Source organism: Vibrio ostreicida, from assembly GCF_013074385.2.
Taxonomy (GTDB): domain Bacteria; phylum Pseudomonadota; class Gammaproteobacteria; order Enterobacterales; family Vibrionaceae; genus Vibrio; species Vibrio ostreicida.
In genome coordinates, this window is the sequence record NZ_JABEYA020000001.1 from 308,815 (window position 1) to 324,111 (window position 15,297).

General features: G+C 45.5%; 23 protein-coding genes. 12 read left to right on the forward strand and 11 right to left on the reverse strand.

The window, feature by feature from the left end; translation table 11 throughout:
- Positions 1-187: 187 nt before the first annotated feature.
- The 6 genes from HLM86_RS01365 (at position 188) to HLM86_RS01390 (ending at position 4,094) form a co-directional block, all read left to right on the forward strand.
- On the forward strand, positions 188-619 hold the full coding sequence (locus tag HLM86_RS01365; RefSeq protein ID WP_076585364.1) for a hypothetical protein: 432 nt from the start codon (positions 188-190) through the stop codon (positions 617-619).
- The gene (locus HLM86_RS01370) at positions 612-911 is read left to right on the forward strand and encodes a hypothetical protein (RefSeq protein WP_076585362.1); all 300 of its coding nucleotides are present in this window, start codon (positions 612-614) and stop codon (positions 909-911) included. The genes HLM86_RS01365 and HLM86_RS01370 overlap by 8 nt, the downstream gene beginning before the upstream one ends.
- 339 nt (positions 912-1,250) lie before the next feature.
- A complete protein-coding gene (locus tag HLM86_RS01375) occupies positions 1,251-1,958 on the forward strand; it encodes a hypothetical protein (protein ID WP_076585360.1) in 708 nt (235 codons plus the stop codon).
- A 100-nt stretch (positions 1,959-2,058) separates the two neighbouring features.
- Positions 2,059-2,646, forward strand: a complete 588-nt coding sequence (locus HLM86_RS01380; protein WP_170882131.1) for a hypothetical protein — start codon at positions 2,059-2,061, stop codon at positions 2,644-2,646.
- A gap of 41 nt (positions 2,647-2,687) precedes the next feature.
- Positions 2,688-2,855 (forward strand): hypothetical protein, encoded by a 168-nt coding sequence (locus tag HLM86_RS01385; protein ID WP_170882130.1) that lies wholly within the window; start codon positions 2,688-2,690, stop codon positions 2,853-2,855.
- Positions 2,856-2,870: 15 nt separating this feature from the next.
- Positions 2,871-4,094 carry a hypothetical protein gene (locus tag HLM86_RS01390; protein ID WP_170882129.1) on the forward strand — a complete coding sequence of 408 codons (1,224 nt, stop codon included), beginning with the start codon at positions 2,871-2,873 and terminating at the stop codon, positions 4,092-4,094.
- Positions 4,095-4,401: 307 nt separating this feature from the next.
- Here HLM86_RS01390 and HLM86_RS01395 read toward each other — a convergent pair whose 3' ends face one another.
- The 11 genes from HLM86_RS01395 to HLM86_RS01445 all read right to left on the reverse strand — a co-directional run bounded on the left by HLM86_RS01395 (position 4,402) and on the right by HLM86_RS01445 (position 8,641).
- Positions 4,402-4,656 carry a hypothetical protein gene (locus HLM86_RS01395; protein WP_076585352.1) on the reverse strand — a complete coding sequence of 85 codons (255 nt, stop codon included), beginning with the start codon at positions 4,654-4,656 and terminating at the stop codon, positions 4,402-4,404.
- An 11-nt stretch (positions 4,657-4,667) separates the two neighbouring features.
- Entirely contained in the window at positions 4,668-4,859 is a 192-nt protein-coding gene (locus HLM86_RS01400) for a RebB family R body protein (RefSeq protein ID WP_076585350.1), read from the reverse strand.
- A 59-nt stretch (positions 4,860-4,918) separates the two neighbouring features.
- Positions 4,919-5,185, reverse strand: a complete 267-nt coding sequence (locus HLM86_RS01405) for a RebB family R body protein (RefSeq protein WP_076585348.1) — start codon at positions 5,183-5,185, stop codon at positions 4,919-4,921.
- A gap of 11 nt (positions 5,186-5,196) precedes the next feature.
- Entirely contained in the window at positions 5,197-5,457 is a 261-nt protein-coding gene (locus HLM86_RS01410; RefSeq protein ID WP_076585346.1) for a hypothetical protein, read from the reverse strand.
- On the reverse strand, positions 5,450-5,842 hold the full coding sequence (locus HLM86_RS01415) for a RebB family R body protein (protein ID WP_170882128.1): 393 nt from the start codon (positions 5,840-5,842) through the stop codon (positions 5,450-5,452). Before HLM86_RS01415 ends, HLM86_RS01410 begins: the two co-directional genes overlap by 8 nt.
- Positions 5,843-5,910: 68 nt before the next feature.
- Positions 5,911-6,201, reverse strand: coding sequence for a hypothetical protein (locus HLM86_RS01420; RefSeq protein ID WP_076585342.1), 291 nt, complete (start codon positions 6,199-6,201; stop codon positions 5,911-5,913).
- 61 nt (positions 6,202-6,262) lie between these two features.
- The gene (locus tag HLM86_RS01425) at positions 6,263-6,526 is read right to left on the reverse strand and encodes a RebB family R body protein (RefSeq protein ID WP_076585340.1); all 264 of its coding nucleotides are present in this window, start codon (positions 6,524-6,526) and stop codon (positions 6,263-6,265) included.
- 47 nt (positions 6,527-6,573) lie between these two features.
- Positions 6,574-6,837, reverse strand: a complete 264-nt coding sequence (locus HLM86_RS01430) for a RebB family R body protein (RefSeq protein ID WP_076585338.1) — start codon at positions 6,835-6,837, stop codon at positions 6,574-6,576.
- Positions 6,838-6,859: 22 nt separating this feature from the next.
- The gene (locus HLM86_RS01435; RefSeq protein ID WP_170882127.1) at positions 6,860-7,126 is read right to left on the reverse strand and encodes a RebB family R body protein; all 267 of its coding nucleotides are present in this window, start codon (positions 7,124-7,126) and stop codon (positions 6,860-6,862) included.
- 52 nt (positions 7,127-7,178) lie between these two features.
- Positions 7,179-7,379: a RebB family R body protein gene (locus HLM86_RS01440; protein ID WP_076585336.1), complete on the reverse strand. Its 201-nt coding sequence runs from the start codon at positions 7,377-7,379 to the stop codon at positions 7,179-7,181.
- A 95-nt stretch (positions 7,380-7,474) separates the two neighbouring features.
- The gene (locus tag HLM86_RS01445) at positions 7,475-8,641 is read right to left on the reverse strand and encodes an AraC family transcriptional regulator (RefSeq protein ID WP_170882126.1); all 1,167 of its coding nucleotides are present in this window, start codon (positions 8,639-8,641) and stop codon (positions 7,475-7,477) included.
- Positions 8,642-9,011: 370 nt separating this feature from the next.
- Between HLM86_RS01445 and HLM86_RS01450 the strand changes: the two genes are divergently transcribed.
- The 6 genes from HLM86_RS01450 (at position 9,012) to HLM86_RS01475 (ending at position 15,276) form a co-directional block, all read left to right on the forward strand.
- Positions 9,012-9,623, forward strand: coding sequence for a DUF2913 family protein (locus tag HLM86_RS01450; RefSeq protein ID WP_170882239.1), 612 nt, complete (start codon positions 9,012-9,014; stop codon positions 9,621-9,623).
- Between the two features lie 468 nt (positions 9,624-10,091).
- Positions 10,092-11,543: a protein adenylyltransferase SelO gene (locus tag HLM86_RS01455; RefSeq protein ID WP_170882125.1), complete on the forward strand. Its 1,452-nt coding sequence runs from the start codon at positions 10,092-10,094 to the stop codon at positions 11,541-11,543.
- A gap of 240 nt (positions 11,544-11,783) precedes the next feature.
- On the forward strand, positions 11,784-12,782 hold the full coding sequence (locus HLM86_RS01460) for a DctP family TRAP transporter solute-binding subunit (protein WP_076585330.1): 999 nt from the start codon (positions 11,784-11,786) through the stop codon (positions 12,780-12,782).
- Between the two features lie 81 nt (positions 12,783-12,863).
- Positions 12,864-13,535 (forward strand): TRAP transporter small permease, encoded by a 672-nt coding sequence (locus HLM86_RS01465; RefSeq protein WP_076585328.1) that lies wholly within the window; start codon positions 12,864-12,866, stop codon positions 13,533-13,535.
- 3 nt (positions 13,536-13,538) lie between these two features.
- Positions 13,539-14,900 (forward strand): TRAP transporter large permease, encoded by a 1,362-nt coding sequence (locus tag HLM86_RS01470; protein ID WP_076585326.1) that lies wholly within the window; start codon positions 13,539-13,541, stop codon positions 14,898-14,900.
- Positions 14,901-15,042: 142 nt separating this feature from the next.
- Positions 15,043-15,276, forward strand: coding sequence for a DUF2789 domain-containing protein (locus HLM86_RS01475; RefSeq protein ID WP_076585977.1), 234 nt, complete (start codon positions 15,043-15,045; stop codon positions 15,274-15,276).
- Positions 15,277-15,297 lie beyond the last annotated feature (21 nt).

Sequence of the window (15,297 nt, forward strand, 5' to 3'; positions counted from 1 at the left end):
TTTGAGTGGCCGTTAGGTCGTGACCTTCCAATTCGTCCATCAATCCTGACCACAGGATCGGTTAAACTCTCCCATATTCATGTTGTTGCTATTCCCGGTACGATACCCCTGTAATCCACCCTATAAGACCGAGTCTTGTTGGCGAATCAGTATTACTGTGGCAGTACACTGTATGACTAAGGACAGCATGATGAAATACATTGGTTTTTGCCTGCTCTTGTTAGTAGGGTGCTCTTTACAACTGGTTGCGCCCTATGACCCCCCCACCGCGACTCAAATCAATCTGATAGAAAAGAAAATTGATTATATGTATCGAAAGGCCGAACAATTACCTCCAGACAAAAGGCAGTATCAGAGGTTTGCCAAAGATTATATAGAGGTTGATGTAGAAATCCGTGCGCTGCTGCGTCGGCAACAGCGACGACCAAACAATACCGAAACCATCAAGCAAGTGGATATTTTGTCGACTCTTTGGGAGCAAGACAAAATGATGCATTACAAGAAAAACGCCCTCTCCAATTTTATGATTAACCGCCGTACTGTGCAGTATCAAAGAATGTTTACAGCGCTAGTAAATGGTGAAAATGCAAAAAAACAACGAGGATCGCTTTATGACTGACAATCTACCTGACACGATCAGCCAAGCAATGGCACACATCGAACAATCGCCTATGGTGAAGACACTCGCCCAAGCGTTAGTGAGCCAATTGGAAAAGCAACGTGGGGCAATCAATGAATTGCTTATTGCAAAAGAACAAGGGCTATTAACCGCAGAAGAGTTTCACATTGAGCTTGAACGAGAGAAGTACATTACCGAGTCCGAAATGCTTAGCGTGCAGATTGCGACCAAAGCACAATTGCAGCATGCCATTAATAGCGCCTTTAACTTATTGCTTAACGCCGCGCTTTAAGATTTCCGGTGGATAAAAAAGCGTTCTTTGGGGCTAATTAATGTGAGAGTTAAAAAGCGTATCATCTGGCGTCGTTATCGATATAGGCTGAGAGCAGTGTATCGAAAGTCGAAGAAAACCGACACAAAAGGGTCTGTTCTCAAGGTCAAAATGTCAGATACCCCTCCGGAGAAGGTGACTCACGGCCTCAAGCCTAACCTGAGCGATTTATCCGGGATTCAATCCTGTTTGTTGGCTAGCGAGCCACGTCCATAGCCCCATATTCTTCGGTTGTTATGCCAAGTTTTTTTTCCGCCATCATTCTACTCTGACGAAGTAATGTTTTTACAGGAGATGAACATGAAACAACTGCGTTTTCGTTTATGCGAAGCCTCTGATGGGCGTATTTACGCATTGCTTTCCGATCAACCAGACACCGAAGAACTGTTTGATAGTGGCTACAAAGTGGCCTACAAGTATCGCGATAATGACACAGGACAAGCCCTGCTCGCACGCTGGCGCTCATCCTATACAGTGATATCGAAGGCCTTTGAGCAGATCCCAACTCATGGTGAATTGCCCGAGGAAGTCCAGCAGGCTTTCGATGCTATGGTCGCGAGTCTTTTATCTGGGGTTGATGTGATATTTTGCGATTATAACCTTTCGATCGAAGCGGACCTCCCTATCGGTAATGGCATGATGGATAATTATCGTTCCACTGATTGTGTGCTGTTTTCTTGTCAAGAGTTGATCGGGCACGACCCGATGACTCAACCTTATATGGTGTCTTACGCTGTGCCACGGTATCCAGACACGGCAAATGTTGGGTGTCAGCACCGTATTTACAGTAAAACCGACAGTTTTGCGTTTGCACAAGCCATCAATGCCATTGTGAACCAAAGAGAACGTGACGCGCTAAATGGGGGGCATATTCGCACAGAAACGGACAGCTACATCAACCAGCCTACTGTTTCTCAGGCGATGGCGGAACAGGAGGTGAACCGTTTTGTTGAAGCGTTAGTGCCATCGAGTCGCCGAGTTGCAGCCTTGAATGCGCCAGTGAATTAACCCGCTTGTGGGAACCGGTGAATGAAATATCACCAACAAGAATAATGGGCTCAACGGATAAATGGCTTGGTTTGTGAGTCGTTAAAGACAGGAGAGCACGATGCATCCGCAACAGTTATTGATTGAGCTAGCCTCTCAGTATGATGTTCAAACAGCCAACCAAGCGTTGGCTGATGCCCGAACACGTCAGTTTGCCAGAGCTTGGCTCGCCATCGATTTATCAAGACCGCTATCGGCAATATTACATGGAGACTTGGCAGGATTTGGCCTGCCGTACGTGAAAGGGCACACTTTTTATAGATATTGTCGGGACAGCCGTTTGGCTGAAGCCTGTGAAAAACGTGTGGCCTCAAAGGCTGATCTGGTTGTGACCGTCGATGATCGGCCTCATTTTTTTGAATTTCACTATTTGCATCACCAATGCTGCCATCGCACAGCATGGCAAAAACTTTATCAGGACGTCGAACGAGTGAGAGTGATGCAGTCGGTCACCGAACAAAAGGTGAACTTGATTGTTGCGCTGTGGGGCACATTTACAGGCAAACATATTGAAATGTTTCAATGGTTCGATAACAACCAGAATGCCGTCTACGCCCTAGACTCAAGCTTATCCGGCAGCTCGCAAGTTTCAAGGCTTGTCCATATACAAAAATCGGGTCATCCGAGGTTGATATTGGTGGTTGTTTAAACCAGTCACTAGAGACTTTGGTGCCCCAACAAGGAGTGACGATGTTGGAGAAAAATCCTATATCGACGGTAAGAACGCTGAAAGTCAAAATAAAGCGCCATCAAGAGGCTTCGCCACCAAGGAAGCCTCTGAGTGACGACACATCAAATTCTGTCAACTGGATTGACCTGTTTGATCTGGCCCTGAATGGCCAACAGAACAGCGAATAAAATTAAGGATCTAACATGGGAATAAGAACGAAAGCAATGAGGGCGGCTTTTAAAGCCTATCTGCAGGTTTTGCAGTCGAAATCGTATCAAGAGATTGAAATGATCAGTGACCTCTACGTTGACACAAGACGTTCGGCAGCCAGCCGTGAGGTGACCTTGTTGGTACGAGCGATGTTTGGTTTTTCGACCGGTTTGCATAACAGTACATCCGAACAAGGTTGGCTCAAAAAATATAACATTGCTGAGCTTACGTTTGATGCTGAACATGGTGAATTTGGCGGGGTTCAGTACCACCATGAGGGAGAAAGGAAACTTGCTGGCCACGTTTGGCTTGACTGGACTCATTGTCGAACGCCTGAAGGCGACAATGATTACGGGCTTTGGTTTTTTTACAATGCATGTAAAACCATCAATGAATTAGAGTTACAACTTTATGCCATGGCCCATGGCAAATGTTCACTACGCAACCGAGAAGTGGGTCAAAATGTGGCGACCCACGCCAGTGCTTTACTTGAGAGCCGTCAATTTTCAGACCTCAAAAACAAAGTATTGGCTTTGTATCCGGAGCGTTTGAGCGCGAGTGAATATAAGGTTTTGAAGTATTCCAAAATCAAAGGGGCGAGTTGGTCAACGCACAAAGACGTAAAAACGCTCAGTGTACTTAGAGAAAAGACCCAAGGCCGTCTTGATAGTACTTCGTTAGCAGGGTTGGTGATAGGCCAAGAACTGTGCAACGCATTTGGCGAGATCGTGTCTTCGGTGGACTTACAAATGAAGACGCTCACCCAAGGTCAGTTGGCTTGTTTTAGCACGCCCAATCCTAAAAGAATTGATTATAAAACGTGCACGACTAAAGATTCGCAAGTAGGCAAAGATATTAGAGCGCTTGCGAGTATCAAGACGTTTGTTACTTCGGAACAAAGTAACTTGCTAAAATTATTGATAAAAGCACGGGCGGAAAAAAAATTTGTGCTTTCTGCTGTTACCGTTACGGCTGCCATTGCATCGGGTTCTGTGTTAGTCGTTGGGGGGGTGCTTGGGCTGCCGTCTTCCGCTATCAAGGGAATGTTTGACAATATTGCCGCGGCTGCCAACAGTATCCCTATCGCAGGTGCGACGGTACCCGTACAGATCAATGCGGCAAAAATTGAATTCTTGGAAGCAGAAACGGAAAGGATACTGACACTGGCGGATACTTTAATGAGTAACTATGAAGTTGTGATGAAAATAGGGGAGTAGCGGGGAGGGGGGATTCTGCCCAAGAAGCAGCATTGCCGAGTCAGAAATCAGGGCTTGTGCTCCAAATTCATGCCAATCTCTATTCTCAATAAGGGGCATCATCTATGTTTGCTCCTTTCTCAAACATAAACAATTCCCCCCAGTTCATCGCCAAGATGATTTTGGACTCAAACAGGCGCTCCTTAGAATCTAACGGATCAATAAAGCGTGGGCAGAGGGGCGCCTTATTGGTTATGTCGAATGACGGCATTCAACGTAGTGAAATGGTGGTTATCGGGTTGTGCGGTTTGATGCATACTGTTGGTGATTAATCGAATCTCTTTACCACCTCGGCGGCTTTGTTCCCAAGTTCGGCGAAATTAGCCGTACCTTTTTCCATGATTTGCTGGGCTTGTGCTATCACTTTTAGGTACTTAGGATCGCCGGTGGCGATCAGTTCTGATAGAGCAACACCAATCGCAGTGGTGCTGATGGTGTTGAGGTTACGCAGGTTATCCGCCGCATCTTGAACCGCAATAGCGGTGGAATGAGCGACGGATTGCTTGGCTTTGGGGTCGGTCATCGTGAGCGTAATTAACTCCCTTTCTTAAGAATCAACGCGCACACCGTTGAGATTGCTGCGTTGCTCACCGTTTGCATGCCTTGTTGATTGATAACGGCATTTTGCATGAGCAATCCCATACTGTCTGACATTGAGGACTCGGCCAGTTGGTTAATCATATCGGTAACGGTTGAAAGGTCGTGATCAGAGCGGTTGTCTTTCATTATTCGTCTCCAATTAGGCCAAGGCAGGCCTTGGCCTAATGTGCGTCACTTTTAGGGGGTCATTCTTTTTCCACGACCTCTTCGGTGGTTCGTCCCAGCACGGCTGTACCTATCGTGGTGAGTGAGTTGACGCCTTGAACGGTTGCTGCTTGCATACCAATCTGTGCTTGTTGCTGCGTGTGGGTGGCATTATTGTTCATGTTTGACATTGCCAGCCCTATGGCGGTAAAGAGGTTGCCCATCGCATTGGCAGGTGTGCTGCCTAGAACCTGGGTGTTGGTTTGGGTGATAGAATCAGTGACTTGCTCATTAACGTTTTTGGCCATGTTAGTCTCACTTATTGTATAGGGTTTGGAGCAAGGTTTTGTAATTGCTCATTGATCTGTCCGAGTTGCTGTTCAATCTGCGTTTCTATGGTGTTCATCATGTTAAAGACTTGGTTTTGAACCGCATTGGCATTGTCGATGACCGTTGTGGAATATAAGCTGTGTTGATCATCGAAAAGTTCAGACATCTCTTGTTGATGGCGGAGGCTGAAGGATTCGATTTTCTTGAGCTGTTCATTCACATCAATCTCAAGGTAGTTGGGGTTACTCATTGTTTTGTTTCCTGTCGCGTTTTAAAAAACCAGTCAAGCTGAATTTCCTCTTTGGCTCGTTTTCTGCTGTGTGTAAAGCGCTGTCGTCAGGTGTCAAGACAACGGCAGTATCAGAGGTGTCAATTGCCTGCACGCTAGTGGGTTTGGTTTGGGTTTGTAATAGGCGAGCACAGGCATTAGTAATCGATGCAGATGTCGTCATTTGTGATTGTTGTTGGTTGCTGACGGCATTATGCATCGACAGTCCTAACGTATCAGCCAGCGTCGTTTCCAGAAGACCAGTAGACTGACTAGAAAACGCCTGAAGGGTATTGAATTGTTCTATGGTGCCCTCTGAGACGGGATGTTCGAATTCATTTTCAAGTAGGGTGTGTTTGGCGTTCATGCTTACTCCTTAGTGACGTTTAGCCCATCCGGCAAGCAGTGGGGCTTTATGCCATTCATTAATGGCAACTAGTAATGGTCATTGAGTACCGAAACGACTTTGTCGCCGACAACAGCAAAGTTATCTGCGCCGTTGGTGACGACTTTATGTGCTTGTTCGATAATGGTGAGATATTTTGGATCGCCAGTCTCGAGTAATTGACTGAGCGCGGTACCAATGGCTGTCGTACTCAACGTGTTTAAATTACGCAGATTATCTGTTGCATCGGAGAGTGCGATGGCGGTTGACTGCGCGACAGATTGATTGGCAGCCTGAAAAGCGGCTTCCGCTGAGCTGGGTGGTTGGTTTATAGGTTTCATGATTCATCCTTTACCATCAGAGACCTCCTTTACTGGTAAGCCAGAAAAGGAGGTCACCGAATTATCCGTCTTTTTCAATAATGCCTTCAGCACTGCGGCCAACCACCGATGAGCCGATAGACATCAGTGCGTTGACTCCCTGAACGGTGGCTGCTTGCATGGTGATTTGTGCTTGTTGCTGAGCGCTCGTGGTGTTGTGTGAAGCCGTGCCGAGTGCTTGGCTGGTGGACATCAGCAGATTCCCCATCGCCATGGCTGGTGTTTCGCCGACCACTTTCGTGTTGACCTGTGTAACAGAATCTGTGACTTGTTCATTTACTGGCATGATTTATTCCTTGTGTGTGTTTATTTTGAGTGTAAATAGGGCTTGTATTAGCCCTTTTCGATAATTGCTTCAGCGCCGCGTCCGATGACCGAGGAACCAATCGCCATCAGCGAATTCACGCCCTGAACGGTGGCTGCTTGCATGGTGATCTGTGCTTGCTGCTGTGCCGCCGTTGCATTGTGTGCCGCATTGCTCAACGCATGGCTAGTCGACATCAGTAAGTTTCCCATTGCCATGGCAGGTGTTTCGCCAACAACCTTGGTGTTGACTTGTGTGACAGAATCGGTGATTTGCTCATTCACGGTTGGCATAATATTCTCCTATATCAGTGGTTTAGATTGCTTTTTTTTCGATAATTAGTTCGATAGCCCGGCCCAGTACAGCGCCGCCGGTTGCGAACAAAGAATTGACGCCCTGTACCGTCGAAGTTTGGTGGAGGATCGTCCCTTGTTGGTTTGCACTTGTGCTGTTGAGGGCTGCAACGGCCATTGCTTGGCTCGTGGAAACGAATAAGTTTCCGCCTGCCATTGCGGGAATGTCCCCCACAACGCAAGTGTTCACATTAGTTACCGACTCTGTGACGGCATCATTTACTGGCATTTTCATGCTCCTTGGTGGTGCTAAGGTATCAGCGTGATACCTCAGATATGACTCAGGTACTTTTCGTCGCAATAGAGTAAATAAGGCCTGAACTCAACGCTGTATTGGTGATCATAATGGTTTGAATTTGTTGTTGGGCTTGGGCCGCATTTTGCGCAGATTTACCCAGCGAGTCAGCGACCATATTCATCACCATATTGCGAGCGAGAGTTGGGCATAATTGATTCATCATTGCCTTTAATTGAATATCCATTTGTGCACTTTCCCTGTCTTGATGTTGCTATATTAAAGCGCTTAAAAAAATGTAACTCGGCGTTTGTCATCAAACAAACGGGTTTAAAAATGGGGTTAGTTAGAAAGTAAGTTTTTGCACGCATCGCGCTGTTCGGCGCGAAATTGTCTAGGTGTAGAGCCTACGTAGCGTTTAAACATTTTTTCAAAGTGACTAAGATCGCCGAAACCTGATTGCAAGCAGACGTCGGTAATTTTGGCCATTGGTTGCTGTGCGATCAGGTCTTTGGCGTAGCGAAGCCTTAACTGAACCAAAATGCTTTTAAACGTCATGTTAACGTGCCGTCGGATTAAAAATGAAAGATGGGAAGAACTGGCAAATGAGGCATTGGCGACATCTTGCAACGAGATCTCATCGAGATAATTATGACTAATAAAATCTAAGCATTTATAGACAGCAGGGTGGGTGTTGCAATACTGTTGGATATCTTTTTCTAGTAAGCATTCAATCAGGTCTCGATTACCCGATGTCGGCTTAATAATATTAAGCGCGAGCACGTCTGGCGCGGTGATGTGTGTTTTATGGGAAGAGATCAGCAGCATCATGACACTTTGAAGCTCTGAAACATTACCTGGCCAAGCGTAACTGAAAAGTAATTCTTGTGCTTGTGCGGAGAGAGTCGGCGAGTGAGGGCCTTTGTATTGTTGAACAAAATACTCAACATAGGCCAATATGTCCTCTTTTCTTTTCCTTAAAGAAGGGATCTTCAATTCTAAGTGGGGAGTGCAATTGTCAATGATTTGAGATATGAGCGGTTGGATTTCGTTAGGCGATTGATTACAGGAGATAATCAATTGTGCATTGATGGTGGTCAACTGACGGTAGATATCTTGATTGGTTAATACAAAACTTAAATAGTCCTTGTGTTGTTCACCCAGCGTGTCAATTTCGGACAGGAATAATGTGCCGTTCTCAGATCGCTCAATACTGGTGTCCAAATTCCATTGAAATCCTTCCATGGATTGAGCGTTGAAAGGGAGGCAGGTGAAATTACCTTTGGGCGCCATTCTTTTATGATGAATATAGCGAGCAATAGCCTGTTTTTCTGTTCCAACTTCGCCATTAATCAAGATGGGTAAGTTTACCTGTGGGGCATAGATAAGTTGTCGTTTAATTTTTTGCATGCTGTCACTGTTACCTAAAGGCAGCAGTGGGGGAGTCAATGTGATGCTTTGATTGTGGCTTTTCCCGTTATTTTGGGCAATGATTTTGAACTTATTCATAGTAATATCTGCCTGACGGTGAAGTAAGACTTTAATGCTATTCCGTAGATGGTTATTTAAATCGGTGACAGCCACTATTTTTGCGGCTTCATGCATTAAAGGGGCCTGATAGAATATCGTATTTGTTTGAATTCACGCTTAAGCTGAATAAGGTATTATTTAGGCGTATTACTGGTAATATTTGATGTGTCTTCAAAAAATGGGTGCTAGCCTTACCGACTATTATTGTTTTTGATTAAAAAATCGATGGCGAGTTGTGACCAACTCGTCTCAATTCGGCTGTACATGGGGAGAGGTTTTCGGTAGCATATTCTTCCCCCTAGCAACATCGAACCAGCAACGCATCACAAGGCACCGACGTTCAGACAACATGCGCAGTATTCACACCAACATTAAACCTGAGTTTGAACCTCTTTTGTCCGAGTTGGCATTGCATGCTTTGCTGCACTTACGCACAAACCATACCTCGTCATCTCTTGCTCGTCAGTCACGAGCAGCCGTCAATGATATTCTTTCCGCATGGCTGAATAAGGCGGCAAACCGAAAAAAATATAAGCCGTTTAAAAAGAAAGTACGTGCTTTAGTGACCCACGCCCGTTCTCAGCGGTTGGATATGGAGTTGATGTTAAGTAACCTGTTATCGCCACTCAATGGCGACGAGTTGCCTCATTTGGATAGCTTCCTTCTTCTGATCAATACGTTGGAAAAGGATCTCAATACGACAGTACAAGTCTCTCAGCCGGAAGCCGTTGATCTTTCTTTTAACCCTAAAGGGTGTCTGCTGTGCGTATTATCTCCTGACTTAAATACCCATTTTGACAGCCGAAACCGTTTAGTTACCGACGTTTCTATGCTTTTTCGAGGAAATCACGGTGAAAAGCATACTGTTCTTCGTACCATTTATGCATCCGCTGTTTTTGAACATCGGCTTGAATATGAAGATGATGACTTTGTCAGAATTAGTTTAAGCCTTAAGTCATAGCGCCACGCTGGCGAATTATTGTCTGTTCGCGACAAAGAGAGTTTGTCCCCCTCACCTTCCATCTTTTCACGTCTGTCATTCCTTCTGCACGATGTTTTGTCACAATATTTATGTGCGAAAAATCTCACTTTTTAATCATTGTCATAAAAATTTAATCTTACTGTGGGTTGAGAAGTGGGCGGAATTTCATCATATTGTAATCAAGATGTAACAATAACCACGAGGAAACAGTAATGCAGCATCAAGAAATGATTCATCCTTCGTACTTCGGTGTCATTAGCCGCACTTGTCTGTTTTCACTGGCTGGTATGATCACTGTGTTTGCTTTTATCTAAGAAAATACGTCCTATAATTGAGCGCTAGCCCAGCGGGTGCCCCGCAATCTCAAGGTCACTCGGGCATCTTGCTAGCGCAAAACCTCAAATCTGTGTAACCTTGTGCGATATCAGACTTGCTACCGGAGTGTTTATGTCTCCTCTGTCATCGCTACCTTTGTCCCATCGTTTTAGTTTTCTGCCTTCTACGTTCTACTCGTTAGTGCGGCCCCAGCCCTTGGATAACACTCAATGGGTGATATGGAACTCAGAGTTTGCTCCGCAGTTTCAATTGCCTAAAAAGGCCCCAGATGGGGATCTGAAAGCTTGGCTATGTGGTGAGCTGGATGGATCTCTGACGCTGGCGATGAAATATGCAGGTCACCAATTTGGTGCCTACAACCCTGATCTAGGTGATGGTCGAGGACTCTTACTGGGAGAATTAACCAGTGCGACAGGCTCGGTATTTGATTTACATTTAAAGGGCGCTGGCCTTACGCCCTATTCGCGCATGGGAGATGGGCGTGCGGTGCTTCGCTCGACCGTGAGGGAATATCTATGCAGCGAAGCGATGGCAGGACTTGGCATCCCAACCACTCGAGCGTTGGGTATGCTAACCAGCGAAACCCCAGTGTATCGTGAAAAATCAGAAGTGGGTGCGCTTTTGCTTCGAATGTCTGAAAGCCATATCCGTTTTGGTCACTTTGAGCATTTCTTTTATACCAACCAGTTATCTGAGTTGCAGGTGTTGGCCGATAAAGTGATTGAATGGCACTGGCCTCAATGCCTCGATAAACCTAAACCATACCTTGCTATGTTTGAACAAATTGTCGACCGGACCGCCTATATGATTGCCATGTGGCAGGCGTACGGGTTTGCCCATGGTGTGATGAATACGGATAATATGTCTATCTTGGGCCAAACTTTTGATTTTGGTCCATTTGGTTTTTTGGATGAATATGAGCCAGGTTATATTTGTAACCATTCGGATTATCGGGGACGTTACGCCTTTAATCAGCAACCTCGAATTGGTTTGTGGAATCTGTCAGCCTTGGCCAATGCGCTATCGCCTCTGATTGATAAAGGCGATCTCGAGTCTGTGCTTTCTCATTATGACAATTTATTGGGCGTCTATTTTAGCCAGTTGATGCGTCGTAAATTGGGGCTTGGCAATCAACGAGATCAAGATCGTCAGCTGTTTCAGTCAATGTTCGAGCTGCTCCATCAAAATCGAGTCGACTACACGCGCTTTATGCGTGAGTTGTCCCAATTGGATCAAAAAAATACCGATGGTGTGACGGATTTATTTATTGACCGTCAGGCTGCGTTATCTTGGTTAACCCTCTATCAGGAAAGGTGTAAAGACGGTCAATTGACGGATGCTACAGAGCGCTGCAAACAGATGCGTCAGGTAAACCCCAAGTATATCTTGCGTAATTATTTGGCGCAGATCGCCATTGAAAAGGCGCAAGAGGGCGATTTTAGCGAAGTGCATAAATTGGCGATGCTGTTGCGTCATCCTTACGATGCGCAACCTGAATATGATGAATACGCCAATTTACCGCCGGAGTGGGGCAAAAAAATGGAGATAAGCTGTTCATCTTAGCGGGTACGCTGACTTCGATCCCGAAGGTTAATGGTATGTTAAAAAATGGGTGGAAAATGACACATTTGATACATTCTATGTGTCATTGACTGCCTTTTTCCCCATTTTATTACTGTTTTTCAAGATGAATTTTTGTTTAAGTAATTGATAATTAAGGTTTAAGATGTAGTGGCCTAGTTATTGCCTTGTTAAATGAATCAATACCCAATGATGGTTTGTTCATTCAACAAGGAGAAAATAATGGTTAAGTCTTGGACCTTACTAGCAACATCGGTACTGGCTACTGCCAGTTTTGGCGCGGCCGCGACTTGTGATCCTGGCGAAACAGTAATTAAGTTCAGTCATGTCACCAATACAGACAAGCACCCAAAAGGAATTGCGGTGTCATTGCTCGAAAAGCGTGTCAACCAAGAAATGAACGGCAAAGTCTGTATTCAGGTGTTTCCTAACTCGACACTTTATGATGATGATAAAGTGCTCGAAGCCTTGTTAAACGGTGATGTACAGCTCGCAGCGCCGTCACTATCCAAGTTCGAAAAGTTCACTAAAAAGTATCGCATTTTTGATTTGCCATTTCTATTTCAAGACGTGGATGCTGTTGATCGATTCCAAAATTCCGAGTCCGGCGAGACGCTAAAAAATGCCATGCAACGCCGAGGCTTACAAGGCCTTGCTTTTTGGCACAACGGCATGAAGCAGATGTCGGCGAACAAACCGCTGCTCACACCTGAAGATGCCAAAGGACTCAAGTTCCGTGTTCAGGCGTCAGATGTGTTAGTCGCTCAGTTTGAGCAACTGGATGCTAATCCTCAAAAAATGTCTTTTAAAGAAGTGTATGGTGGTTTGCAAACCAAAGTTATCGATGGTCAAGAAAATACTTGGTCAAACATTTATGGTAAGAAGTTTTTTGAAGTTCAGGACGGTATTACTGAAACAAATCACGGCATTCTCGATTATCTATTGGTGACGTCAAATGAGTTCTGGAAAGCGTTACCCGCAGATCAGCGTCAACAACTGAATACCATTATTCAGGAAGTCACTTTGCAGCGCAATGCGGAATCTTCGCAAGTGAACCTAACCAATAAGAACAATATCATTGAGGCTGGTGGGGAAGTCCGTGCTTTAACGGCTGAGCAGCGCCAACAGTGGGTGACCGCTCTAAAACCTGTGTGGAAAAAGTTCGAAAAAGATATTGGGTCTGATTTGATTGAAGCTGCGTTAGCGTCGAATCAAAAATAACCACCTCTAGCCCTCTGATTACGGCCTCACTCACAAGGGCCTAGAGGGCTTTTCTGTCGTTACTATAAAGTGAAGTAATTTATGGAACAGTCTATTTTTGCCCGAATGGGTAAGGTTACGGATGCCTTAGAGGAAACGCTGATTGCATTTTTTCTGGGCGCGATGACCTTACTTACTTTTGCTAATGTCATTTTCCGGTATGTCTTTAATGACAATATTCTTTGGGCGCTTGAGTTAACCGTCTTCTTGTTTGCTTGGATGGTCTTGGTGGGCGCTTCGTATGGTGTCAAAAAACATTTCCATATTGGGGTGGATGTGATCATCAATATGGCGACAGGGCGGATGCGAAAAGTGTATGCATTGTTGGCCGCTGCGTGCTGTCTCACGTTTTCAGTTCTGCTCCTGATTGGCTCGTGGAACTACTGGTACCCGTTTGTCACTGATCGTGCATGGTATGAAACCGATGATATTCCAATGCCAGAGATGATGCAGTTTCTCGCTGACTGGCTCAATGACGGTGAGCGTTATGAGAAGCTGCCCCGTTTTATCCCCTATATGGCTTTGCCTATTGGCATGGCGTTAATGACGTTTCGTTTCCTACAAATAACCGTTGAAATCGTGACAGGTAAACGTGACCGCCTGATAGCGGGCCATGAGGCTGAGGATGAATTGGATGCGCTCAAAGAACAATTCAAAGACGCTGGCGACATGCTAGAACCTCGGCAATCTAACCGCAAGCATAAGGAGAACTAATCCATGGATATTTGGTTGTTGTTTATCATGGTCATCGGTTTCATGCTCATTGGAGTGCCGATAGCGGTCTCTCTTGGTTTATCCAGTATCTTGTTTTTAATGATTCACTCAGATGGGTCGTTGGCTTCAGTGGCACAAACCCTATTTAATGCATTTGCTGGTCACTATACCTTGCTTGCTATCCCGTTTTTTATATTGGCGTCGAGCTTTATGTCTACTGGTGGTGTGGCAAAACGTATTATTCGATTTGCCATTGCTATGGTTGGCTGGTTCAGAGGCGGTTTAGCGATGGCTTCAGTGGTCGCTTGCATGATGTTTGCCGCTTTGTCAGGTTCCTCCCCCGCGACGGTCGTTGCCATTGGTAGCATTGTGATTGCAGGGATGGTCAAGAATGGCTATTCAAAGGATTTTGCCGCAGGTGTGATTTGTAATGCGGGTACGTTGGGTATTTTGATTCCGCCATCGATAGTGATGGTTGTGTACGCGGCGGCCACCGATGTATCGGTAGGTCGTATGTTTCTCGGAGGCGTTATCCCAGGTCTGCTCGCAGGGGTCATGTTGATGATCGCTATTTATATTGCTGCGCGCGTAAAGAAATTGCCCAAGCAACCCTTTGTTGGCTGGAAGGAGATCGTTGACTCTGCGAGAGATGCCAGTTGGGGGTTGTTGTTGGTCGTGATCATTTTAGGTGGGATATATGGAGGCATTTTTACACCAACCGAAGCTGCAGCAGTCGCGGCGGTGTATGCTTTCCTCATTGCTAACTTTATCTACAAAGACATGGGGCCGTTCGCCGACAAGAAAAATACCCGACCAGCGGTTATAAAAATGTGTCAGACCTTTATTCATCCTGACACCAAGAAAACGTTGTTTGAGGCCGGCAAGTTAACGATAATGCTGCTGTTTATTATCGCGAATGCCCTGATTCTAAAGCATGTGCTGACAGAAGAGCGTATTCCGCAAATGATCACGGAGTCGATGCTGTCTGCAGGCCTTGGTCCGATCACGTTCCTCATTGTTGTCAACCTCTTGCTCTTGATTGGCGGCCAGTTTATGGAGCCTTCTGGTTTGCTCATCATCGTTGCCCCACTGGTGTTCCCTATTGCGATTGCTTTGGGTATCGACCCGATTCACCTTGGGATCATGATGGTTGTTAATATGGAAATTGGCATGATAACACCACCCGTTGGCCTCAATTTATTTGTCACGGCTGGGGTAGCGAAAATGTCGATGATGCAGGTGGTTAAAGCCGCATTGCCTTGGGTGGCGGTGATGTTCCTCTTCCTAATTATTGTGACTTACGTTCCTTGGGTGTCGACCTGGCTGCCCACGACGTTAATGGGACCCGAGATCATCACCAAGTAATCCAATTGAGAAACCAACCTAAAGCTTCACTCAAAAAGTGAGGCTTTTTTTGCGGATTGACGAATTAGGGGGCTATAGTTAATTTTATTAGTTGTTCTTGATCGAGAACAACGAGACTGAAAATGCTATGAGTGAGGCTCTTATGGAAATGCACCAACACGGGTTACCTGATTTATTTCAGCAACTTGGACTCGATAGTTCTGATGAAAATATAAAAGATTTTGTCAATAGCCACAGTGGCTTAGTGGTTGGAACAGTGTTACATGAGGCTTTTTTCTGGTCACCTTCTCAGGCTGCGTTTTTGCGAGAAGCCATTGAAGAAGATGCGGATTGGGCTGAGTTGGTCGATCAGCTTGATGCCATGTTAAGAGCGTAGCCGCTATGCTTAATAAAAATC

What these genes read in the sequence shown, in the direction of transcription:
- HLM86_RS01365 (WP_076585364.1), top strand. Translation starts at nt 188, where the DNA reads ATGATGAAATACATTGGTTTTTGCCTGCTCTTGTTAGTAGGGTGCTCT.
- HLM86_RS01370 (WP_076585362.1), top strand. Translation starts at nt 612, where the DNA reads ATGACTGACAATCTACCTGACACGATCAGCCAAGCAATGGCACACATC.
- HLM86_RS01375 (WP_076585360.1), top strand. Translation starts at nt 1,251, where the DNA reads ATGAAACAACTGCGTTTTCGTTTATGCGAAGCCTCTGATGGGCGTATT.
- HLM86_RS01380 (WP_170882131.1), top strand. Translation starts at nt 2,059, where the DNA reads ATGCATCCGCAACAGTTATTGATTGAGCTAGCCTCTCAGTATGATGTT.
- HLM86_RS01385 (WP_170882130.1), top strand. Translation starts at nt 2,688, where the DNA reads ATGTTGGAGAAAAATCCTATATCGACGGTAAGAACGCTGAAAGTCAAA.
- HLM86_RS01390 (WP_170882129.1), top strand. Translation starts at nt 2,871, where the DNA reads ATGGGAATAAGAACGAAAGCAATGAGGGCGGCTTTTAAAGCCTATCTG.
- HLM86_RS01395 (WP_076585352.1), bottom strand. Translation starts at nt 4,656, where the DNA reads ATGACCGACCCCAAAGCCAAGCAATCCGTCGCTCATTCCACCGCTATT.
- HLM86_RS01400 (WP_076585350.1), bottom strand. Translation starts at nt 4,859, where the DNA reads ATGAAAGACAACCGCTCTGATCACGACCTTTCAACCGTTACCGATATG.
- HLM86_RS01405 (WP_076585348.1), bottom strand. Translation starts at nt 5,185, where the DNA reads ATGGCCAAAAACGTTAATGAGCAAGTCACTGATTCTATCACCCAAACC.
- HLM86_RS01410 (WP_076585346.1), bottom strand. Translation starts at nt 5,457, where the DNA reads ATGAGTAACCCCAACTACCTTGAGATTGATGTGAATGAACAGCTCAAG.
- HLM86_RS01415 (WP_170882128.1), bottom strand. Translation starts at nt 5,842, where the DNA reads ATGAACGCCAAACACACCCTACTTGAAAATGAATTCGAACATCCCGTC.
- HLM86_RS01420 (WP_076585342.1), bottom strand. Translation starts at nt 6,201, where the DNA reads ATGAAACCTATAAACCAACCACCCAGCTCAGCGGAAGCCGCTTTTCAG.
- HLM86_RS01425 (WP_076585340.1), bottom strand. Translation starts at nt 6,526, where the DNA reads ATGCCAGTAAATGAACAAGTCACAGATTCTGTTACACAGGTCAACACG.
- HLM86_RS01430 (WP_076585338.1), bottom strand. Translation starts at nt 6,837, where the DNA reads ATGCCAACCGTGAATGAGCAAATCACCGATTCTGTCACACAAGTCAAC.
- HLM86_RS01435 (WP_170882127.1), bottom strand. Translation starts at nt 7,126, where the DNA reads ATGCCAGTAAATGATGCCGTCACAGAGTCGGTAACTAATGTGAACACT.
- HLM86_RS01440 (WP_076585336.1), bottom strand. Translation starts at nt 7,379, where the DNA reads ATGGATATTCAATTAAAGGCAATGATGAATCAATTATGCCCAACTCTC.
- HLM86_RS01445 (WP_170882126.1), bottom strand. Translation starts at nt 8,641, where the DNA reads ATGAATAAGTTCAAAATCATTGCCCAAAATAACGGGAAAAGCCACAAT.
- HLM86_RS01450 (WP_170882239.1), top strand. Translation starts at nt 9,012, where the DNA reads ATGCGCAGTATTCACACCAACATTAAACCTGAGTTTGAACCTCTTTTG.
- HLM86_RS01455 (WP_170882125.1), top strand. Translation starts at nt 10,092, where the DNA reads ATGTCTCCTCTGTCATCGCTACCTTTGTCCCATCGTTTTAGTTTTCTG.
- HLM86_RS01460 (WP_076585330.1), top strand. Translation starts at nt 11,784, where the DNA reads ATGGTTAAGTCTTGGACCTTACTAGCAACATCGGTACTGGCTACTGCC.
- HLM86_RS01465 (WP_076585328.1), top strand. Translation starts at nt 12,864, where the DNA reads ATGGAACAGTCTATTTTTGCCCGAATGGGTAAGGTTACGGATGCCTTA.
- HLM86_RS01470 (WP_076585326.1), top strand. Translation starts at nt 13,539, where the DNA reads ATGGATATTTGGTTGTTGTTTATCATGGTCATCGGTTTCATGCTCATT.
- HLM86_RS01475 (WP_076585977.1), top strand. Translation starts at nt 15,043, where the DNA reads ATGGAAATGCACCAACACGGGTTACCTGATTTATTTCAGCAACTTGGA.